General features: G+C 67.5%; 17 protein-coding genes. 11 read left to right on the top strand and 6 right to left on the bottom strand.

Translation table 11 applies throughout. The features are described from left to right. Positions 1-81: 81 nt before the first annotated feature. Both serB and ACM6JT_RS27050 read right to left on the bottom strand, forming a co-directional pair. Complete coding sequence (gene serB, locus ACM6JT_RS27055; RefSeq protein WP_034181311.1) at positions 82-927, bottom strand: phosphoserine phosphatase SerB; 846 nt, start codon at positions 925-927, stop codon at positions 82-84. Positions 928-1,135: 208 nt separating this feature from the next. Continuing rightward, a complete protein-coding gene (locus tag ACM6JT_RS27050; RefSeq protein WP_414857646.1) occupies positions 1,136-2,074 on the bottom strand; it encodes a LysR family transcriptional regulator in 939 nt (312 codons plus the stop codon). Between the two features lie 123 nt (positions 2,075-2,197). On the opposite strand from ACM6JT_RS27050, the gene ACM6JT_RS27045 reads away from it, so the two are divergent. The 3 genes from ACM6JT_RS27045 (at position 2,198) to ACM6JT_RS27035 (ending at position 4,754) form a co-directional block, all read left to right on the top strand. Further along, entirely contained in the window at positions 2,198-3,214 is a 1,017-nt protein-coding gene (locus tag ACM6JT_RS27045) for a zinc-binding alcohol dehydrogenase family protein (protein ID WP_131947559.1), read from the top strand. A 264-nt stretch (positions 3,215-3,478) separates the two neighbouring features. Beyond that, complete coding sequence (locus ACM6JT_RS27040; protein ID WP_131947560.1) at positions 3,479-4,030, top strand: DUF6013 family protein; 552 nt, start codon at positions 3,479-3,481, stop codon at positions 4,028-4,030. A gap of 250 nt (positions 4,031-4,280) precedes the next feature. Then, positions 4,281-4,754 carry a PliI family lysozyme inhibitor of I-type lysozyme gene (locus ACM6JT_RS27035; RefSeq protein WP_034181314.1) on the top strand — a complete coding sequence of 158 codons (474 nt, stop codon included), beginning with the start codon at positions 4,281-4,283 and terminating at the stop codon, positions 4,752-4,754. A gap of 48 nt (positions 4,755-4,802) precedes the next feature. Here the strand turns inward: ACM6JT_RS27035 and ACM6JT_RS27030 are convergent, their stop codons facing one another. Further along, positions 4,803-5,606 (bottom strand): ABC transporter permease, encoded by an 804-nt coding sequence (locus tag ACM6JT_RS27030; RefSeq protein ID WP_034181315.1) that lies wholly within the window; start codon positions 5,604-5,606, stop codon positions 4,803-4,805. Beyond that, positions 5,603-6,304 (bottom strand): ATP-binding cassette domain-containing protein, encoded by a 702-nt coding sequence (locus ACM6JT_RS27025; RefSeq protein WP_131947561.1) that lies wholly within the window; start codon positions 6,302-6,304, stop codon positions 5,603-5,605. The genes ACM6JT_RS27030 and ACM6JT_RS27025 overlap by 4 nt, the downstream gene beginning before the upstream one ends. A 153-nt stretch (positions 6,305-6,457) precedes the next feature. Between ACM6JT_RS27025 and ACM6JT_RS27020 the strand changes: the two genes are divergently transcribed. From ACM6JT_RS27020 to ACM6JT_RS26990, 7 genes are all read left to right on the top strand, one after another. Next, positions 6,458-8,761 carry an AsmA family protein gene (locus tag ACM6JT_RS27020; RefSeq protein WP_414857645.1) on the top strand — a complete coding sequence of 768 codons (2,304 nt, stop codon included), beginning with the start codon at positions 6,458-6,460 and terminating at the stop codon, positions 8,759-8,761. Positions 8,762-8,893: 132 nt separating this feature from the next. Beyond that, positions 8,894-10,486, top strand: coding sequence for an ABC-F family ATPase (locus ACM6JT_RS27015; protein ID WP_034181318.1), 1,593 nt, complete (start codon positions 8,894-8,896; stop codon positions 10,484-10,486). A gap of 237 nt (positions 10,487-10,723) precedes the next feature. Then, entirely contained in the window at positions 10,724-11,473 is a 750-nt protein-coding gene (locus tag ACM6JT_RS27010; protein WP_034181319.1) for an FkbM family methyltransferase, read from the top strand. Further along, a complete protein-coding gene (locus ACM6JT_RS27005; protein ID WP_407970602.1) occupies positions 11,474-12,469 on the top strand; it encodes a phosphotransferase enzyme family protein in 996 nt (331 codons plus the stop codon). A gap of 1 nt (position 12,470) precedes the next feature. Then, positions 12,471-13,349, top strand: a complete 879-nt coding sequence (locus ACM6JT_RS27000) for a 4Fe-4S cluster-binding domain-containing protein (protein WP_414857644.1) — start codon at positions 12,471-12,473, stop codon at positions 13,347-13,349. Continuing rightward, complete coding sequence (locus ACM6JT_RS26995; RefSeq protein ID WP_407970600.1) at positions 13,346-14,413, top strand: asparagine synthase-related protein; 1,068 nt, start codon at positions 13,346-13,348, stop codon at positions 14,411-14,413. Before ACM6JT_RS27000 ends, ACM6JT_RS26995 begins: the two co-directional genes overlap by 4 nt. Before the next feature lie 7 nt (positions 14,414-14,420). Further along, positions 14,421-15,626: a glycosyltransferase gene (locus ACM6JT_RS26990; protein WP_414857643.1), complete on the top strand. Its 1,206-nt coding sequence runs from the start codon at positions 14,421-14,423 to the stop codon at positions 15,624-15,626. Here the strand turns inward: ACM6JT_RS26990 and ACM6JT_RS26985 are convergent. Continuing rightward, the gene (locus ACM6JT_RS26985; protein ID WP_131947567.1) at positions 15,583-16,272 is read right to left on the bottom strand and encodes a cephalosporin hydroxylase family protein; all 690 of its coding nucleotides are present in this window, start codon (positions 16,270-16,272) and stop codon (positions 15,583-15,585) included. The genes ACM6JT_RS26990 and ACM6JT_RS26985 overlap by 44 nt on opposite strands. Positions 16,273-16,297: 25 nt before the next feature. On the opposite strand from ACM6JT_RS26985, the gene ACM6JT_RS26980 reads away from it, so the two are divergent. Continuing rightward, a complete protein-coding gene (locus ACM6JT_RS26980; protein WP_407970598.1) occupies positions 16,298-17,257 on the top strand; it encodes a phosphotransferase in 960 nt (319 codons plus the stop codon). Between the two features lie 18 nt (positions 17,258-17,275). Here ACM6JT_RS26980 and ACM6JT_RS26975 read toward each other — a convergent pair whose 3' ends face one another. Next, entirely contained in the window at positions 17,276-17,851 is a 576-nt protein-coding gene (locus tag ACM6JT_RS26975) for a polysaccharide deacetylase family protein (protein ID WP_034181326.1), read from the bottom strand. Between the last annotated feature and the right edge of the window lie 109 nt (positions 17,852-17,960).

Raw genomic sequence — 17,960 nt, 5'->3', positions numbered from 1 at the left:
CCGATAACGTCCCGCGGGAAAAACGAAACGCCGGCGCGATGGAACATCGCGCCGGCGTTTTTCGTTCGAGGTCGTGCGGGATCAGAACAGCCGCAGCAGCCCGTCGAGGCCGACGTGATCGAACGCGACCGTCGCCGCGTCGCGCACGACGGGCTTCGCGTGGAACGCGACCGACAGCCCGGCTTCGGCCATCATCTTCAGGTCGTTCGACCCGTCGCCCATCGCGATCGCGCGGTTCGGCTCGAGACCGAGCGATGCGCACGTGTCGCGCAGCAGGCGCGCCTTCACGTCGGCGTTGACGATCTCGCCGAGCACCTTGCCGGTCAGCTTGCCGTCGACGATCTCGAGCGTGTTCGCATGCGCGTAGTCGAGGCCGAGGCGTGCCTTCAGCCGCTCGGTGAAGAACGTGAAGCCGCCCGACACGAGCAGCGTTTTCATGCCGGCGGCTTTCACGCCGGCAAGCATCGTCTCGGCGCCCGGCGACAGTTGCAGCCGTTCCTCGTACACGCGCTCGAGCGCCTGCGCATCGAGCCCGGCCAGCAGCGCGACGCGGCGCGTGAGGCTTTCGTTGAAGTCGCGGATCTCGCCGCGCATCGACGCTTCGGTGATCTCGGCGACCTGCGTCTTGAGCCCGCAGAAATCGGCGATCTCGTCGATGCACTCGATCGTGATCAGCGTCGAATCCATGTCCATCACGACGAGCCCGAAATCGCCGAGCGTGCGGCCGGCCTCGACGAATGCGAAGTCGAGCGCGTGCGTGCCGCAGTACGCGTCGATGTCGAGACGCTGCGCCGGGTTCGCGTTTTCGATGCGCAGCGCGTGATCATCGGTCTGCACGATGCGGGTGCCGCGCGACAGCGCGAGCAGCGGTTTGTGATGGGCGTCCGACAGCGGCGCAAGACTCTGGATGACGAGGTTGTGGGTCATGGCGGGATGGTTGCGAGGCGAATGAAATGCATGCGCGGCCAACGGACGGCCGCCTGCGGACGCGGGCCCCGTTCGGCTGCGGGCCATGGCGTCGCGAACGCGCCATTGTAGCCGGTTGGTATCCGATAGCTATCGGATAGCTGCCAGATACCGAACCGGAAGCCGTCGGGATAGACGCGTACAGCGATTCTTCGGCCGATGCCGGTGATCAACTGTCCACGCGATCCCAGTACGGCGGATCGCCGAAATGTTCGGCCAGAAAGGAGATGAACGCGAGCGTCTTCAGCGGCACGTGCGCGCGGCTCGGATAGACGGCCCAGATCGCGACATCGTCCGCGAACGGATAGTCGTCGAGCACCGTGACGAGCGCGCCGCTCGCGAGCAGCGGGCCGACGTCCCAGGTCGACTTGATCGCGATCCCGAAGCCGTCGACCAGCGCTTCGCGGATCGCCTCGCCATTGCTCGCGACGAGCCTGCCGCCGACCCGCACGGTCAGCGGGCCTTGCGGCGTCGCGAACGACCAGTCGCGCTGGTCGCCGAGGATCACGCACTCGTGCTGCGCGAGGTCGGCCGGATGGCGCGGCGTGCCGCGTTCGGCGAGATACGCGGGCGAGCAGCACAGCACGCGGCGGTTCACCGCGAGCTTGCGCGCGACGAGCGTCGAATCCTTCAGCGCGCCGAGGCGGATCGCGACGTCGTAGCCGTCGTCGACGAGATCGACGATCTCGTCGGACAGCCGCAGGTCGAGCGATACCGACGGATAGCGGCGCAGGAACGCGGGAATCACCGGCGCGACATGCTGGCGGCCGAACGACGACGACATCGACACCTTCAGCCGCCCGTACGGCTCGCTGCGGCCGCGGCCGACCGACGCGCGCGCGGCGTCGGCGGCCGACAGCAGCGCGTCGGCGCGCGCCATGAAGACCTCGCCGTCCTGCGTGAGGCTGATGCGGCGCGTGGTGCGGTGCAGCAGCCGCGCGCCGAGCTGGCGCTCGAGCTGCGCGATGCGCGCGCTCGCGACCGCGGCCGACACGCCGAATTCGCGCCCGGCCGCGGTGACGTTCGCGAGCAGCGCCGCGCGCACGAACAGCGCGACGTCGAGCAGGTCGAGCGGCTTGTTGGGTGCCGGAATCGGATCGGACGCCATTATTCTGAAATTCCTGAAAATGTTTCAGGAAATATAGCGGTTTTATCGAAGGATTGGGTTGCCTACGATGATGTTCATCGGGCTGCGCCGCGGCCCGCCCGTTTCCCTGAAAGGAGTTTCGTGATGAAAGCCGTTGGACTGACCCGCTATCTGCCGATCGACGACCCGCAGGCCTTGCTCGACGTGGAGCTGCCGCAGCCCGTGCCGGGCCCGCGCGACCTGCTCGTGAAGGTCGAGTCGATTTCCGTGAACCCGGTGGACACCAAGGTGCGTGCGCCGAAGCCGCAGGTCGAGGACACGCCGCGCGTGCTCGGTTGGGATGCCGCAGGCACGGTCGTCGCGGTCGGCGCGGACGTCACGCTGTTCCGGCCCGGCGACGAAGTGTTTTACGCGGGCAGCATCACGCGGCCCGGCGCGAACAGCGAATTCCATGCGGTCGACGAACGGATCGCCGCGCTGAAGCCTCGCACGCTCGACTTTGCCGCCGCGGCCGCGTTGCCGCTCACCGCGCTGACCGCGTGGGAAGCGCTGTTCGACCGGCTGCGCGTGTCGCCGCAGGGCGCGGACGCCGGCAAGTCGGTGCTGATCATCGGCGGCGCGGGCGGCGTGGGCTCGATCGCGATCCAGCTCGCGAAGGCACTCGGCAAGCTGCACGTAATCGCGACCGCGTCGCGGCCGGCGTCGGCCGAATGGGTGCGCTCGCTCGGCGCGGACGCGGTGGTCGACCATTTCGGCGACCTGCTTGCGCAGCTGCGCGAAGCAGGGCATCCGAACGTCGACTACGTGCTGATCTTCAACGACACGGACCGCCATTTCCCCGCCGCGGCGGAAGTAATCCGGCCGCAGGGCGGCATTTGCACGATCGTCGAGAACGGGAAGCCGGTGCCGGTCGAACTGCTGAAGGCGAAGAGCGCCGCGTTTCACTGGGAGTTCATGTTCACGCGGGCGATGTTCGAGACACCGGACATGATCGAGCAGCACCGGATCCTCGGCGAAGTCGCGCGGCTCGTCGACGGCGGCACGCTGCGCACGACGCTCGGTGAACAGCTCGGCGCGATCAATGCCGCGAACGTGCGGCGCGCGCACCAGTTGCTCGAAGCCGGGCGCACGATCGGCAAGCTCGTGCTGAGCGGCTTCTGAGCGCGCTCGAACTCGTCGCTTCGTGCCAGGCTCTTCGACGAGGCATCCCCCAACGAGGCTTTCTGCGAGGCTGAAAACCTGCGGTGGCCCGGCGTTTTCTCGAGAGCCGGCATCGCGCGTAAGGTTGCAACGCCGCGAACGCAAGCGGGGTAACACCCGATGCGTTTGCGGCGCATTGCATGCCGCTTGGCGGTAGACTGGCAACGCATCATGCATCGAAAACCGCGCGGCACGCGCGTGCCGCCGCATTACAAGGAGGTCAGCATGAGCCAACGCAGCTTGTCAGTCGCCGCATCGTGGTCGGCCGTGTTCGTGGCGGCGTGCGTCAGCGCGAGCGTATTCGCGGCGCCGCCGGTCAAGGGCAGCCTGAAGGGCGGCGGTACGGGACAGCTCGAATACACCGTCAAGGTCGACTCGAAGACCTTCGGCAATACACAGGAGACCCGCAAGATCCGCTCGGGCGAGACGGACGACTTCAACTGGAAGTCGGTGCCGCCGAGCGGCGCGGTCGCGTTGCCGGACGGCTGCCCGAACGCGGACAACCTGCCGCGCGACGCGAACGGCGCGATGGTGCGCCAGACCCAGGTGCGGCTCGCGCCGTCGATCGACGCAAAGGGGATCGCGAACGTGCAGATGAGCTTCCAGGCGTCCGCGCCGAAGGGCACGCGCACCGTGACGGCCGGCGGCAAGTCGCTGCAGTGCCCGGACGTCGTGTCGGTGAGCCAGGTGAAGTGGGTGTCGATTCCGACCAACGGCGGTTCGAAGTCCGTGACGATGAGCGACGGCACGAAGGTGACGGTGTCGATCAAGCGGTGAGCAGCGCGCGGGCCGGCGTTTCGTCCGGTGCGCGCGCAACGGATTCGACTGGCGGGACGAGCAGGGCGGCACGTGAGCGTTTCGTGTCGCCGTCACGATGCTTTCCCGCGACCTGCTTCGCGCTATGTTGCCGCGGCGACGGCATGGCAACCGTTCGCCGCGCGTCGGCGCAACGTGCCAACCTGCGTGACGTCATGCGGATGTCACGTTATGCTCCGCCATGTCATCACCTTCCTGTAACGATATCCCGATGAAATTCCGAATGTGCATGCTGCTGTCGGCCGCAGCGTTCGTCTCCGCGCACGCGCAGGCGGCCGACGATTGCAGTTTCGTGAAGAAGATCGAGCTGCCGTCGCGGCAGCAGGTGGCGGTCGTGTCGAGCGGCGCACTCGAACCGTGCTCGACCGGCAGCTACGCGGTGCGCGTGTATTCGACCGCGCATGCCGCACCCGGCTTCGATACGGACGACTACGTGACGGGTGCGCTGCATGCGCGCGATGGCACGGTTACCGATGCGTACGCGGCCGACCTCGGCGCACGCGCGCCGCAGGCGCTCGTCGTGACGACGCGCTCGGCCGGCAGCGGCGGTTATGTCGGTGCGCAGGCCTATGTGACGACACCGCGTGCGGTTCGGCTCGTCGCGTCGGTCGACGGGCTCGCGCCCGACGCGGACATCGCGGCCGCGTTGCGGCAGGCGATCGGCAAGCGCCGCGTCGCGCGCTGACGCGCTGATCGCGCACCGCGCGAACGCATTGCGCGGCGCCACCGCGTGTCAATGCGCGCGCTCCTCGAGCCGCGCTGCGAGAAAGCGGTGATCGGCCGAGAACAGCCGGCGGTAGGTCATCAGCACCGCGCCGACGGTGCCGAGCGCGGACGCCGCGGCGATCAGGAACATGATCACGATCTGGTAGCGCACGGCCTGCAGCGGCGACTGGCCGGCCAGCACCTGGCCCGTCATCATCCCCGGCAGGCTCACGACGCCGACGACGGCCATCTGGTTCAGCGTCGGCAGCATGCCCGCGCGCACGGCCTGGCGCGCGGCGTCCTGCGCGGCTTCCCAGCGCGTCGCCCCCAGTGCGAGCGCGGTCTCGACGCGGTCGCGGCGTGCGGTGAGCTCTTCCATCATCCGCTCGACGCCGAGCGACACGCCCGTCAGCGTATTGCCGAGAATCATCCCGAGGATCGGAATCGCGTATTGCGGCGCGTACCACGGATGGATGCGGATCACGACGAACAGGCCGACCGCCGCGACGAACCAGCTGCTGAACCAGATCGACGCGATGCTGTCGATGCGCTGGCCGCGGTACGTGCGCTTGCCGCGTCCCGCGCCGGCGAACCCGGCGATCAACGTCATCAGCGCGGTGAGCGGCAGCACGACATACCAGTGCGGATGGCCGAACACCCAGCCGAGCACATAGCCGATCGCGAGCAACTGCACGACGGTGCGCACGGCCGCGAGCGCGAGCTTGCGGCCGAGGCCGAGCGACAGCGCCGCCGAGATCGCGCCGTTGATTGCGACGAGCGCGGCGGCGATGCCGACGTCGACGAGGCTCAGGTCCTGCAGTGCCGGGCTCATCGCGCAGCCTCCATCTGGTTTGCAGCGTGCAGCACGCCGGCCTGCATCACGAGTCGCGTCGTGCCGATCCGCGCGGCCTGGGCCGGATCGTGCGAGATCCACATGTACGCGCGAGCGTCGGGCGCCGCGTCGAACCACGCACCGACGAGCGCTTCGATCGCGCGCGCCGATTCGGGATCGAGCGCGGAGGTCGGCTCGTCGAGCAGCAGCACGTCGGGGTCGAGCTGCAGCACACGCAGCAGCGCGGCGATCTGCGCTTCGCCGCCCGACAGTTCGCTCGCGCGCTTGTCTAGAAAGTCGGGGCCGCGGCCGGCACGTGCGGCGAGCGCTTCGGCGCGCGCGCGATCGAACGCGACGTCGCGATAGATTGCGAGCGAATACGGATAGCGCAGTTGCGATTCGACGGTGCCGTCCATCTGCGCGGGACGCTGGCGCACGTACGCGACGCTGCGGCGGTAGCGCGGGATCGCGCTGCGCCGGATCCGGCGGCCGCGCCACAGGATGTGGCCGCCGTCGAGCGGATCGAGCAGCGCGAGCGCGCGCAGCAGCACGCTCTTGCCCGACCCGGACGGTCCCGTGATAGCAATGCGCGATCCCGCGGCGAGACTGAAATCGGTCGGGGCGAGCAGCGTCTTGCCGCTGCTGGCGTCGCGTCGCGTAATGCGCTGCGCGTCGATGAGGCCGGTGGGGGCTGTCATGTCACAAATGAAAAAAAGCGTTAATGGCGCCGAAAGGTCGCCATGCCGTGCGTCATAATACCGATTTGAAAAGCCGCGGGTGTCGTGCGCCGTTCGTCCACGCAAGCGGCCCGGCATGGTGCGGCAACATTTCAGAACAACAACGGAACCGCCATGACGCTAACCCGAGCCATCGGCAAATCGGCTGCATGGATCGTCGGTATCGTCGCGGTGCTCATCGCGGCGGCCGGCGTCTTTCTCTTCACATTCGACTGGAACCGCGCGAAGCCGTGGGTCAACGAACAGGTGAGTGCCGCGCTCGGCCGCCCGTTCGCGATCAACGGCGACCTGAAGGTCGGCTGGCGTCGCCCCGACGGCGAGACCGGCTGGCGCGCCTGGGTGCCCTGGCCGAGCTTTTCGGCCACGCAGCTCGAGATCGGCAACCCCGACTGGGCGAAGGCGCCCAAGTTCGTCACGCTCGATGCCGCGCACTTCGATCTCGCGATCCTGCCGTTGCTCGCGCATGAAATCGTCATTCCGTCGATCGACGTCGTGAATCCCGCCGTCGACCTCGAGCGACTCGCCGACGGCCGCAACACGTGGACCTTTCAGTTCAAGCAATCGTCGCAGCCGTCGCCGTGGAAGGTGCGGCTCGACAGCTTCGGCTTCGCGAAGGGCACCGTCACGTATCGCGACGCGATCACGAAGGCCGACCTGACCGTCGCGATCGATACGCTCGGGCAGCCGATTCCGCTCGGCGACGTGCTGAAGGAGCAGGAGCAGACGTCGCGTGCGGCGTCCGCGCAGCGTGTCGGCAAGCACGGCGCCGCGCAACTGAGCGCGAAGGCGAATGCGGAAGCTGCGTCGAGTGCATCGGCGGCGCAGGCTGCGGGGGCATCGTCGTCGTCCATGGCGGTTGCGGCAGCGTCTGCGGTTGCGCCTGCGTCGTCGGCATCGGCCGCCGCATCAGGTGCATCCAGCGCGTCGGGTGCGTCCGCCGCATCCGGTGCAAGCGGCACCGCGGCACCCGCGAAGCCGTCCGGCCCGACCTATGCGTTCGGGCTGAAGGTCGACGGCCGCTACAAGAACCTGCCGATCAGCGGCACCGGCAAGCTCGGCGGCGTGCTCGCGGTCGAGGACACGTCGCGGCCGTTCCCGCTGCAGGCCGACGTGAAGGCCGGCGACACGCGGCTCGCGATCGTCGGCACGCTGACCGACCCGCGGAATCTCGCGGCGCTCGACCTGCGCCTGTGGCTGCAGGGCACGTCGATGTCGCACCTCTACCAGCTCACCGGCATCACGCTGCCCGACACGCCGCCTTATGCGACCGAAGGGCGGCTGATCGGCAACTTCAAGCGGCGCGCGAGCACGTTCCGCTACGAGAACTTCAACGGCCGCGTCGGCGGCAGCGATCTCGGCGGCACGCTGGTGTACGAGCAGCGCGAGCCGCGGCCGAAGCTGTCGGGCGAACTCGTGTCGAACCTGCTGCAGTTCTCCGATCTCGCGCCGGTGATCGGCGCGGACACGGCTGCGAGCAAGGCCAAGCGCGGCGACACCACACGCCAGCCGCCGGGCCGCGTGCTGCCGGTCGAGACGTTCCGTACCGACCGCTGGCGCGCGCTCGACGCGGACGTGAAGTTCACCGGCCGCAAGCTGATCAAGAGCGCGAACCTGCCGATCACCAATCTGTACACGCACATCGTGATGCAGGACGGCGTGCTGTCGCTCGAACCGCTGCAGTTCGGCGTCGCGGGCGGCACGCTCGCGACGACCGCGCATCTCGACGGCAGCGGCGCGCCGCTGAAGGGCCGCTTCACGGTGGCCGCGCGGCACCTGAAGCTCAAGCAGCTGTTCCCGGCGCAGAAGGTGATGCAATCGGCGCTCGGCGAGATCAACGGCGACGCGTCGCTGTCGGCGACCGGCAACTCGCCGGCCGCGCTCGCGGCGACGTCGACCGGAGAAGTGAAGGCGCTCGTCACCGACGGCCGCATCAGCCGCCTGCTGATGGAAGCCGCGGGGCTGAACGTCGCGAACGTCGTCTACGAGAAGCTGTTCGGCAATCGCGACGTGAACATCAATTGCGCGGCGATCGACTTCGTCGCGACCAACGGGATCCTCGACCCGAAGGTGTTCGCGCTCGATACCGACGACGCGCTGATCAACGTCGACGGCACGATCAGCCTGCGCGACGAAACGCTCGACCTGAAGATCCATCCGCACACGAAGGGCTTCCGGATCTTCTCGCTGCGCTCGCCGCTGTACGCGAAGGGCACGTTCAAGAACCCGGACGTCGGCGTCGACGCGGGTGCGCTCGCGCTGCGTGCCGGCGCGATGATCGGGCTCGGCCTGATCAACCCGTTCGCGGCGCTGATTCCGCTGATCGCGCCGAGCAACAACAAGGACGTGCCGTGCTCGCAGCTGTTCGGGCAGATGAAGGAGAAGGCAGCGCAGAAGGCGGCGGCGAAGGCCGGCAAGTGAGGCGGGCGGGCACCGGCGGGTGCCCGGCGCGGAGGGCGGATTGGCGGGGCCGGAACGGCATGGTCGGCAGTTTCTCCGACACCTGCTAAAATACACGGTTTTCCGTCGATTTATCCTTTAACGGGACCTGCCGTGCTTTCTACTGCCAACATCACGATGCAATTCGGGCCGAAGCCCTTGTTCGAGAATATCTCGGTCAAATTCGGCGAGGGCAACCGCTATGGTCTGATCGGCGCGAACGGCTGTGGCAAGTCGACCTTCATGAAGATCCTCGGCAGCGACCTCGAGCCGAGCGCCGGCAACGTCGCGCTGGAGCCGAACGTGCGTCTCGGCAAGCTGCGCCAAGACCAGTTCGCGTACGAAGACGTGCGCGTGCTCGACGTCGTGATGATGGGCCACACCGAGATGTGGGCCGCGATGACCGAGCGTGACGCGATCTACGCGAACCCGGAAGCCACCGACGACGACTACATGCACGCGGCCGAGCTCGAGGGCAAGTTCGCCGAATACGGCGGCTACGACGCCGAGGCGCGCGCGGGCGCGCTGCTGCTCGGCATCGGCATCGAGGAGAAGTTCCACAACGGCACGATGAGCGACGTCGCGCCGGGCTGGAAGCTGCGCGTGCTGCTCGCGCAGGCGCTGTTCTCGAAGCCCGACGTGCTGCTGCTCGACGAGCCGACCAACAACCTCGACATCAACTCGATCCGTTGGCTCGAGCATACGCTCAACGAGTACAACTCGACGATGATCATCATCTCGCACGATCGTCACTTCCTGAACTCGGTGTGCACGCACATGGCCGACATGGACTACGGCACGCTGAAGGTCTGGCCGGGCAACTACGACGACTACATGCTCGCATCGGCACAGGCGCGCGAGCGCCAGGCCGCGGCGAACGCGCGTGCGAAGGAGCGCGTGGCCGAACTGCAGGACTTCGTGCGCCGCTTCTCGGCGAACAAGTCGAAGGCCCGCCAGGCGACGAGCCGCGCGAAGCAGATCGACAAGATCAAGATCGAGGAATTCAAGCCGTCGTCGCGCCAGAACCCGTTCATCCGCTTCGAGTTCGAGAAGAAGCTGCACAACGTCGCGGTGGTTGCCGAAGAGATCACGAAGAAGTACGAGCGCACGATCTTCCAGAACTTCAACCTGTCGGTGCAGCCGGGCGAGCGGATCGCGATCATCGGCGAGAACGGCGCGGGCAAGACGACGCTGCTGCGTTCGCTGCTCGGCGCGCTCGAGCTCGAGCACGGTACGGTGAAGTGGTCCGAGAACGCGAATGTCGGCTACATGCCGCAGGACACGTACGAGGAGTTCCCGAACGACATCACGCTGATGGACTGGATCGACCAGTACCGCAAGGACGGCGACGACGAAACGATGGTGCGCGGCACGCTGGGCCGCCTGCTGTTCTCGTCGGACGACATCAAGAAGTCGGTGAAGGTGCTGTCGGGCGGCGAGAAGGGCCGCATGATCTGGGGCAAGCTGATGCTCGGCCGCCACAACGTGCTGCTGATGGACGAGCCGACCAACCACATGGACATGGAATCGATCGAGTCGCTGCAGATCGCGCTCGAGCAGTTCGAAGGCACGCTGATCTTCGTGTCGCACGACCGCGAGTTCGTGAGCGGGCTGGCGAACCGGATCATCGAAGTGCGCACGGACGGCACGCTGTTCGACTTCGGCGGTAACTATGAGGAATTCCTGACGAGCCAGGGGCAGGAGTAATTGTCCTGAGGCTTCCGTTCATGTGCCGCGGCTAGACAGCAGGAAGCGCGGCGCGTGGAGGGAAACCGCCGAAAACGCATCGGGCCCGCATCGACAGTATTGTCGATGCGGGCTTTTTCATTTCCGCCGCCGGCAAAGCCATACTGCGTAGCGCATTCCAGTTTCCTCCGATCAATCGACTTCGGGTAAATTACCCTCCGAACACCATTCCCCATCCCGACCCGGAGCCGCCCCTCGATGCAGGACCATCCTCTGCCGCTCGACCTGTCCGGCCTTGCGCCAAGCCTGTACGCGCAGGGCACCGAGGAAAGCATTCTGGCGCGGCTGATGGAGCGGATCGCGCCTACGAATCGCTTCTGTGTCGATATCGGCGCGAGCGACGGCCTGCGCAACAGCAACACAGCGCGGCTGCTGCGCGAACAGGATTGGGCGGGCGTGTTGATGGAAGGCAGCGCGTACCGGTTCGGCAAGCTTGCCGCTCACTACGCGGGCGCGGAGCGCGTGCGTCTGCATCACGGCCGCGTCCAGCCTGACACGATCGACCAGTTGCTCGCCGATGCGAACGTGCCGGCCGACTTCGACCTGCTGTCGATCGATATCGACGGCAACGACTACTGGGTGTGGCGCGGCCTGCAAGCATTTCAGCCGCGCATCGTCGTGATCGAATACAACCCGTACTACACGCCGCCCGAACGCTGGGTCATGTGCTTCAATCCGGACCACGAATGGGACGGCTCGACCTATTACGGCGCGAGCCTCGAATCGCTCGTTCATCTCGGCAGGCAGAAGGGTTATGAACTCGTCTGCTGCGACGACATGGGCAACAACGCATTCTTCGTGCGGCAGGACCTGTACCCGCTGCTCGGCATCGCGAACAACGCTCCTTCGGTGCTGTTCCGGCCGGCGATGTACAAGCTGCGCTACGTCGGGCACAACACGTTCCTGAGCGGGCATCCGTATCGGCACGGGCCGGCAGAGCACATCTGAATGGACCAGCACGCCGTCACCTTCGACGAAATCCGCGACGCCTACGCGTTCGGCCAGAGCGGGCCGCCGCGACAGGTCGGCGAACGCGTATGGCACCTGCCGACCGACGACGGCGGCGTGGCGGTCAAGCTCTATGCGCCGGAGCATCATGCGCGCGCGGCCAAGGAAGCCGCCGTCCTCGCGCATTTCGAGACGCATGGCGATGCGCGCTTCCGTGTGCAGACGCTGAAACGCACGACGGCCGGCGAACCGATGTGGACGGGCACCGGCGCGCACGCAATGGTGACGCGTTGGGAAGCGGGGCAGTTCAGAACCTACGATACGTTTTCGCCGGCCGAATGGGATGCGCTCGGCGCGAGTCTGGCGGCGTTGCATTTGAGCCTCGAACGGCTTCATCTGCCGTCGCTCGACACGATCCGCGCGCGGCTGACCGCGATCGACGCGGACGCGGTGCGCCGCAGCCTGCTGGACGCGCTGGATCGCGCGCGCTCGAACGACGGCGCCGCGAACCTGCGGCGCTATGTCGAACTCGCGCTGCGCATGATCGACCGCTTCTATCCGGGCAGCGTCGAAGCGTTTCCCGCCGACGATCCGCAGCACCCGATCCACAACGACTACAACCAGTTCAACTACCTGTTCGCGGACGCGGGCACGCCGCCGCTCATCCTCGACTGGGAAGCGTCGATCGGCGCGCCGCGCGAATACGAGCTGGTGCGTTGCCTGAATCATCTGCCGCTGGAAGCGCCGCACCTGGCGGAAGCCTTCGTGCGCGCGTACCGGCGGGTCCGGCCGGTGGATCCCGCGCGCATCGCGTGGGCCGTCGATGCCGCGTGTGTGCAGCACGCGCTCAAGCTGTGGGTCGTGCAAGGCTGGCTCGACGATCCGGCGCGTTTCGCCGCGCACCTGAGCGGGGCGGTGACGATGGCGTCCGCGATGGTGGACGCGCGCGGCCGTCTCGTCGATTTCTTTTCCCGTTGCGTGGAAGCAGGAAGCTGAAGTGAATGCGAATCCGAACCGGGCCACGAACCCGCTGCCATCCGGCGAACGGCAACATGTCTTCCCGCCGCCGCTGGATCGCGATTACCGCGTCGAAGACGGGCGCGTCCGGACGCGCTCGCTGGAAGCGCATATCGTCGATCACTGCAACCTGACCTGCGCGGAATGCTGCTCGCTGTCGCCGCTCCTGCCCGAGTGGCATGCGAGCCCCGATTCGCTCGAAGCCGATCTGCGCATGGCCGCGAAGGTCTTGAGCCCGCGCATGTTCAAGCTGGTCGGCGGCGAACCGCTGCTGCACCCGGCGCTCGTCGAGCTCGTCGAACGCGTGCGCGCCACGGGCATCGCGCCCGTGATCTCGGTCACGACGAACGGCCTGAAGCTCGGCGAGATGCCGGACGCGTTCTGGCAGTCGGTGGATGCGCTGACGATCTCGCGCTACCCGAAGCCGTCGCTTTCGCCCGACCTGATCGCGCACGTCGAGCACCAGGCGGTGCGTTTCGACGTGCGCCTGAACTGGAAGGTGCAGGACGTGTTCACGACGATGAATCGCGCACAGCCCGGCACGGACCGCGACGACGCGCAGCGCCTCTATCGCGATTGCTGGATCCGCGAGCGCTGCCATATGATTCGCGACGGCATGTTCTACACGTGTACGCGTCCCGCGCATTTTCATACGCTGTACAAGGGCGAGAAGGATTTTCAATCCGACGGCCTGCCGCTGCGCGACGACGCAGGCATGCTCGACGCGATGCTCGCCTATCTGCAACGCGAGGCGCCGCTGGAAGCGTGCCTGCATTGCCAGGGCGGCAGCGCGCCGGTGGCGCCGCATCGCATTCTCAAACGCATTGAAGTGGACACCTTGAAGGCTCGTTATCCATGATCGTCGGCACGCGCGACCCGTTCGGTTTCGATCGTCTGCACTACCACCCGCGCAGCGGCGTGTCGGCGTCCGGTATCCGGGCCGTACTGCATGCGTCGGGGCAACCGGCCGGCGCGCCGGACACGGCCGCCATCGCCGGCTATCTGAGCGGCGAGCGTCCCATCGGCCGCACCGTGCTGCGCGACGTGCTGGCAGTGCCGCCCGGCCATGCGCTGATCCGTTCGCCGCAAGGGCTGGCGGTGCAGCCGGCGCCCGAGCGGCCGCAGCGCGGCGATCTGGAAACCGTGCTGCGCGCATCGCTGCAACGCGCGCTCGACAGCGGCAAGCGCGTCGCGCTGGCGCTGAGCGGCGGGCTCGATTCGGCGCTGCTGCTCGCGTTGCTGCGCGAACTAGGCGCGCAGCGGCACGTGACGTCCTACATCCTCGCGACCGACATGCCGGACTATTGCGAACGCGATGCCGCACTCGAACTGGCCGCGCAGATGCAGGCGACGGTGAAGATCGTGCGCGCGAACGAGGCCGATTTCGTGGCCGCGCTGCCGAGAACGACCCATGCGGTCGAGGAGCCGATGTTCAACCTGCATCCGGTCGCGAAGCTGCTGCTGGCCGAGGCGATGGCCGCGGACGGCATCGAGGTGGCCATCACCGGCGACGGTGCGGACCAGGTGCTGCGCCGCGACCGGTCGGCCAACTATCTGCCGCTGTGCCATGCGTTGTTCGATGCGGCGTCGGTCGACCTGCATCCGCCGTTTGTCGACACCGCCGTCGTCGCGCATCTGACGAGCATCGAACCCGACCCGAACAAGCAGTGCCTGCGCGATCTCGGTGCGCGCCTGAACCTGCCGGACCGTCTCGTGCACGGCCCCAAGCGCGGGCGGCTCGCGCCGGCGATGGACCTCACGGCACTACTCGATCGCGACCGCACGCATGCACTGGCCGACACGCTCGGTCTTGCCGTGCCCACATTGCAGGCGGATACCGAACGCGTGCTGTGGGCGACGCTGACGCTGATCCTCGATCATCTCGACCACATCCACTTCGATGCCGCGCATCGCCCAACCTGAGCCGCTCATGAAACGCATCCTGTTCTGCGTGGTGCCCGAAAAAGGGCACGTCAATCCGTGCATCGGCCCGGCCCAGCATCTGCGTGCCGCCGGCTGCGACGTCGCGTTCTACGCGCCGGCCGACATCAGCGCGCAGCTCGACGGCGCGGGCGGCTTCGCGTTCGTCGGCCCTCGCGAGACGCCCGAACGCCACGACCTGTCGCGCGGCGCGAGCTTCGCCGCGAACATTCGCGATGCCGACTGGCTGCGGCACTGGATCCGCACGCTGCTGATCGACCTTGCGCCCGCGCAGGTGGACGGCATCCGCGCGGTGCTGCGCGAATGGCGGCCCGACGTGGTCGTGATCGATCCGCTGCTCTATGCGGCGGCGATTGCCGCCGAGCTGGAAGGGCTGCCGTGGGTCTCGATGTCGAATTCGCTGAATCCGGTGCTGCCGGACGATCTCGATTCGGAACTGCTGCGCACGGTGCGCTGGCTCGCGCCGGAACGCACGCGCCTGTTCGCGCGCTACGGTCTCGACGCGCGCTTTCGCGGTTGCGACATCCTGTCGCCGCATCTGACGCTCGCGTTCACGACCGATGCGCTGGTCGGCGCGCCGCCGCCGGGTGTCGAACTGGTCGGCCCCGCGTTGCCGTCCGGCCCGCGTGGCGACGAGACGCCGTTCCCGTGGGAACGCCTCGACGCGGATCGCCCGCTCGTCTACATGTCGCTCGGCAGCCAGCTTTATTACCACCCGGATGTATTCGCGAAGGTCATCGACGCGACGCGCGCGACGTCGGCGCAACTGGTGCTGTCGGTGGGCGAACTGGTCGATTCGGATCTGCTGCCGGCCGGTGACGAGCGTGTCGTCGCGGTGCGTTATGTGCCGCAACTCGCGCTGCTGCGGCGCACGCACGCGTTCGTCAGCCACGGCGGCGCGAACTCGGTGATGGAGTCGCTCGCATGCGGCGTGCCGATGCTGCTGTCGCCGTTCTGCAACGACCAGTTTCATTCGGCGCACTTCGTCGAACGGGCCGGCGCCGGATGCGTGCTGGATCTGCAGCAGGCTGGCGTCGCGGACATTACCGATGCGCTCGAGCGCCTGTTACGTCCCGGGCCGCTGCGCGAGCACGCGGCGCGGATCCGTGCGAGCTACACGCGCGACGGCTCGGCGCAGGCCGCCCGCCTGATCAGCGAACTCGCTTCAGGAAGCCGCCTGGCGACAGCGTCATGAGCACGCGGTCCTCGATGTCCGCGTCGACTTCGAACCGGTCGTCGCGGGCGAGAAATTCGCGTACGGCCGTCGCCGGGTTGTTGCCTTTGCCGTACGGCTTGCCGTCGAACATCGATGCCGGCAGATATTCCATGATGGTGTCCATCACGATCGCGTAGCTGCCGGGCGTCACGAACGATGCATAACATTCGAGTTCGCGCAGCACGTGCGCGTGCGTATGCGTGAGATCGAGGATCGCCATCACGCGCGCGCCGTCGCCGATCCGTGCGCGCACCGACGCGAGCGTGTCGGCCGCGCACGATTCGCCTTCGATCAGCACCATGCGATGGGCGAGCCGGTGCGATTGCAGGCGCTGCCTGACCTCGTCGCGCAGGCGCGGCTCGATCGCGACGACGCGGCCGCGATCGCCGTTCAATTCCAGCATCGACGCGGAGAACACGACGCCGCCGCCGGCCGCGATGCCGGTCTGCACGATGCAGTCGGGGCGTTCGCGCCAGATCAGTTCCTGGAGCGCGAGCATGTCGCCGGGCAGATGGAAGAAGCGCTCGCCGAGCCAGCGCGTCTGGAACAGATGGTCGAATTCGGCAGCGCGCGTCAGCCATTCGATGTTGATGTCCCGCATGCGGGCCGAAGGACGCTCTGACATGGTCAATGCAACGAGTAGGAGTGACGTGAAAACGCTGGAACCCTGGCTTCGCCGGCACTGGAACCTCGGGCCGGCGCGCCTGCAGGCGCTGTCGTCGGGCCATACTAACAAAACGTACCTCGTCGAGTGCGATTCGGAGCGCGTGGTGCTGCGCGTGTCGTGGTCCGGCAAGCCGGTCGAACAGGTGCATCGCGAGGCGTCGATACTCGGCGATCTCGGCCGTTCGCGCACGGCGCCGATGCTGCCCGCGCTGCCGCGACTGCGGCCGACCGTGGATGCGCAGCCCGGTGTGCAGGTGTCCGATGGAAGCTGGCTGCATCTGTTCGAGCATATCGACGGCAGCCCCGGCTTGCCCGACGACGCGCAAGCGGGCGCGATCGATGCGATGCGCGCGCTCGCGCATCTGCATGCGGCGCTGGCGGCGATATCGGCGACCGAATCGGCACCGCTGGCGTGGCTGTCGGCGCGCCATGCACGCGTGTCGGCGCGCGCAATGCCGTCGTTGCCGGGCGAGTTGAGCGGCGATTACGGCACGATGATCCGGCGGATCGGCATGCATCTCGACGCCGCGGCACGCTGGTTGACGGGGCCGGTGCATTGGCTGCACGGCGACTATCACGCGGGCAACCTGCTGTACGTGGGGCGTGCGGTGAGCGGCGTACTCGATTTCGACGATGTCGGGCAGGGGGCGCAATGGCTCGAGGCGGCCTTTGCGCTGTTCGCGCTGTCGCGCGATGCGGGAAGGGACGATCGCTTCGTTTTCGATGCGCAGCGATGGGACGCCGGCCTGCAAGCCTACGCGGCGACGCGGGCCGATGCTGCGCCGGACTGGATGCGCGCGAACCGCGCTGCGTTGATGTCGCTGTTCTGCGTGGACCAGACGCTGATCCATCTGGAAGCCGCGCAACGCGGCCTGTGGATGCCGGGGCCCGGCATCGGGTTTCTCGGCGGCTGGCGGCAGTTGCTGGACGGCGCGGCGCCCTGAAGCTGGCCGGCCGCCGCGTCAGTTTTGTCGATTCAGGAACAGGCGCACGGCTTCGACCGTGTTGGGGCGCGCTTCGCCATGCCGCGATCCGTCGTGCATGCAGAACAGCACGTCGCGATGCCGTGCCGCGCTGTCGGCGACATGCGCGCGCATTGCGTCGAACAGTGCCTCGGGCGACGGCGCCGGGCGCTGCCAATCGTCGAGGATTGCGGTCCAGCCTGTGTGTTCGCGTTGAAGGCGTGCAAGTACGCCGGCGCGATTGTCCTGCGGCATCAGCCCGTAAGGCAGGCGCAGCGGGATCGTATCCGGTGCGGGCATACCGGCCCGGCGATACGCGTCGCGAATCAGCGCGTCGGTCGCATCGATTTCGGCGATCAACTCGTCGTCCGCCAGCGCGCCCGGTCTCGCATGCGAATGGGTGTGGTTGCCGAGCCGATGGCCTTCACGCGCCATTCTTGCCGCGATGTCGAGCGCACCCGCGAGGTTCTTGCCGAGCAGGAAGAAAGTCGCTGCGCACGAGGCGTTGCGCAGGACGTCGAGCAAGGCTGGCGTCGACGGGCCGGGGCCGTCGTCGAAACTGAGGTGAATGGACATCGCGGGGAGGGCGCGCGCGTGAGTGGAACCGGAACGATAGCGCAATCCGGCGGCTGACCGGTCGTGCGTCGTCAGCGAGCGCAAGCGTGCGGGCGCAACACGGCCGGGC

The organism is Burkholderia sp. IT-111MI5 (assembly GCF_949752865.1).
GTDB lineage: Bacteria > Pseudomonadota > Gammaproteobacteria > Burkholderiales > Burkholderiaceae > Burkholderia > Burkholderia pyrrocinia_C.
The sequence above is the reverse complement of the archived record's forward strand: the minus strand, read 5'-3'. Positions and strand labels throughout refer to the sequence as shown.

What these genes read in the sequence shown, in the direction of transcription:
- ACM6JT_RS27005 (WP_407970602.1), top strand. Translation starts at nt 11,474, where the DNA reads ATGGACCAGCACGCCGTCACCTTCGACGAAATCCGCGACGCCTACGCG.
- ACM6JT_RS27035 (WP_034181314.1), top strand. Translation starts at nt 4,281, where the DNA reads ATGAAATTCCGAATGTGCATGCTGCTGTCGGCCGCAGCGTTCGTCTCC.
- ACM6JT_RS26995 (WP_407970600.1), top strand. Translation starts at nt 13,346, where the DNA reads ATGATCGTCGGCACGCGCGACCCGTTCGGTTTCGATCGTCTGCACTAC.
- ACM6JT_RS27045 (WP_131947559.1), top strand. Translation starts at nt 2,198, where the DNA reads ATGAAAGCCGTTGGACTGACCCGCTATCTGCCGATCGACGACCCGCAG.
- ACM6JT_RS26975 (WP_034181326.1), bottom strand. Translation starts at nt 17,851, where the DNA reads ATGTCCATTCACCTCAGTTTCGACGACGGCCCCGGCCCGTCGACGCCA.
- ACM6JT_RS26985 (WP_131947567.1), bottom strand. Translation starts at nt 16,272, where the DNA reads ATGTCAGAGCGTCCTTCGGCCCGCATGCGGGACATCAACATCGAATGG.
- ACM6JT_RS26990 (WP_414857643.1), top strand. Translation starts at nt 14,421, where the DNA reads ATGAAACGCATCCTGTTCTGCGTGGTGCCCGAAAAAGGGCACGTCAAT.
- ACM6JT_RS27020 (WP_414857645.1), top strand. Translation starts at nt 6,458, where the DNA reads ATGACGCTAACCCGAGCCATCGGCAAATCGGCTGCATGGATCGTCGGT.
- serB (WP_034181311.1), bottom strand. Translation starts at nt 927, where the DNA reads ATGACCCACAACCTCGTCATCCAGAGTCTTGCGCCGCTGTCGGACGCC.
- ACM6JT_RS27030 (WP_034181315.1), bottom strand. Translation starts at nt 5,606, where the DNA reads ATGAGCCCGGCACTGCAGGACCTGAGCCTCGTCGACGTCGGCATCGCC.
- ACM6JT_RS27040 (WP_131947560.1), top strand. Translation starts at nt 3,479, where the DNA reads ATGAGCCAACGCAGCTTGTCAGTCGCCGCATCGTGGTCGGCCGTGTTC.
- ACM6JT_RS27010 (WP_034181319.1), top strand. Translation starts at nt 10,724, where the DNA reads ATGCAGGACCATCCTCTGCCGCTCGACCTGTCCGGCCTTGCGCCAAGC.
- ACM6JT_RS27025 (WP_131947561.1), bottom strand. Translation starts at nt 6,304, where the DNA reads ATGACAGCCCCCACCGGCCTCATCGACGCGCAGCGCATTACGCGACGC.
- ACM6JT_RS27050 (WP_414857646.1), bottom strand. Translation starts at nt 2,074, where the DNA reads ATGGCGTCCGATCCGATTCCGGCACCCAACAAGCCGCTCGACCTGCTC.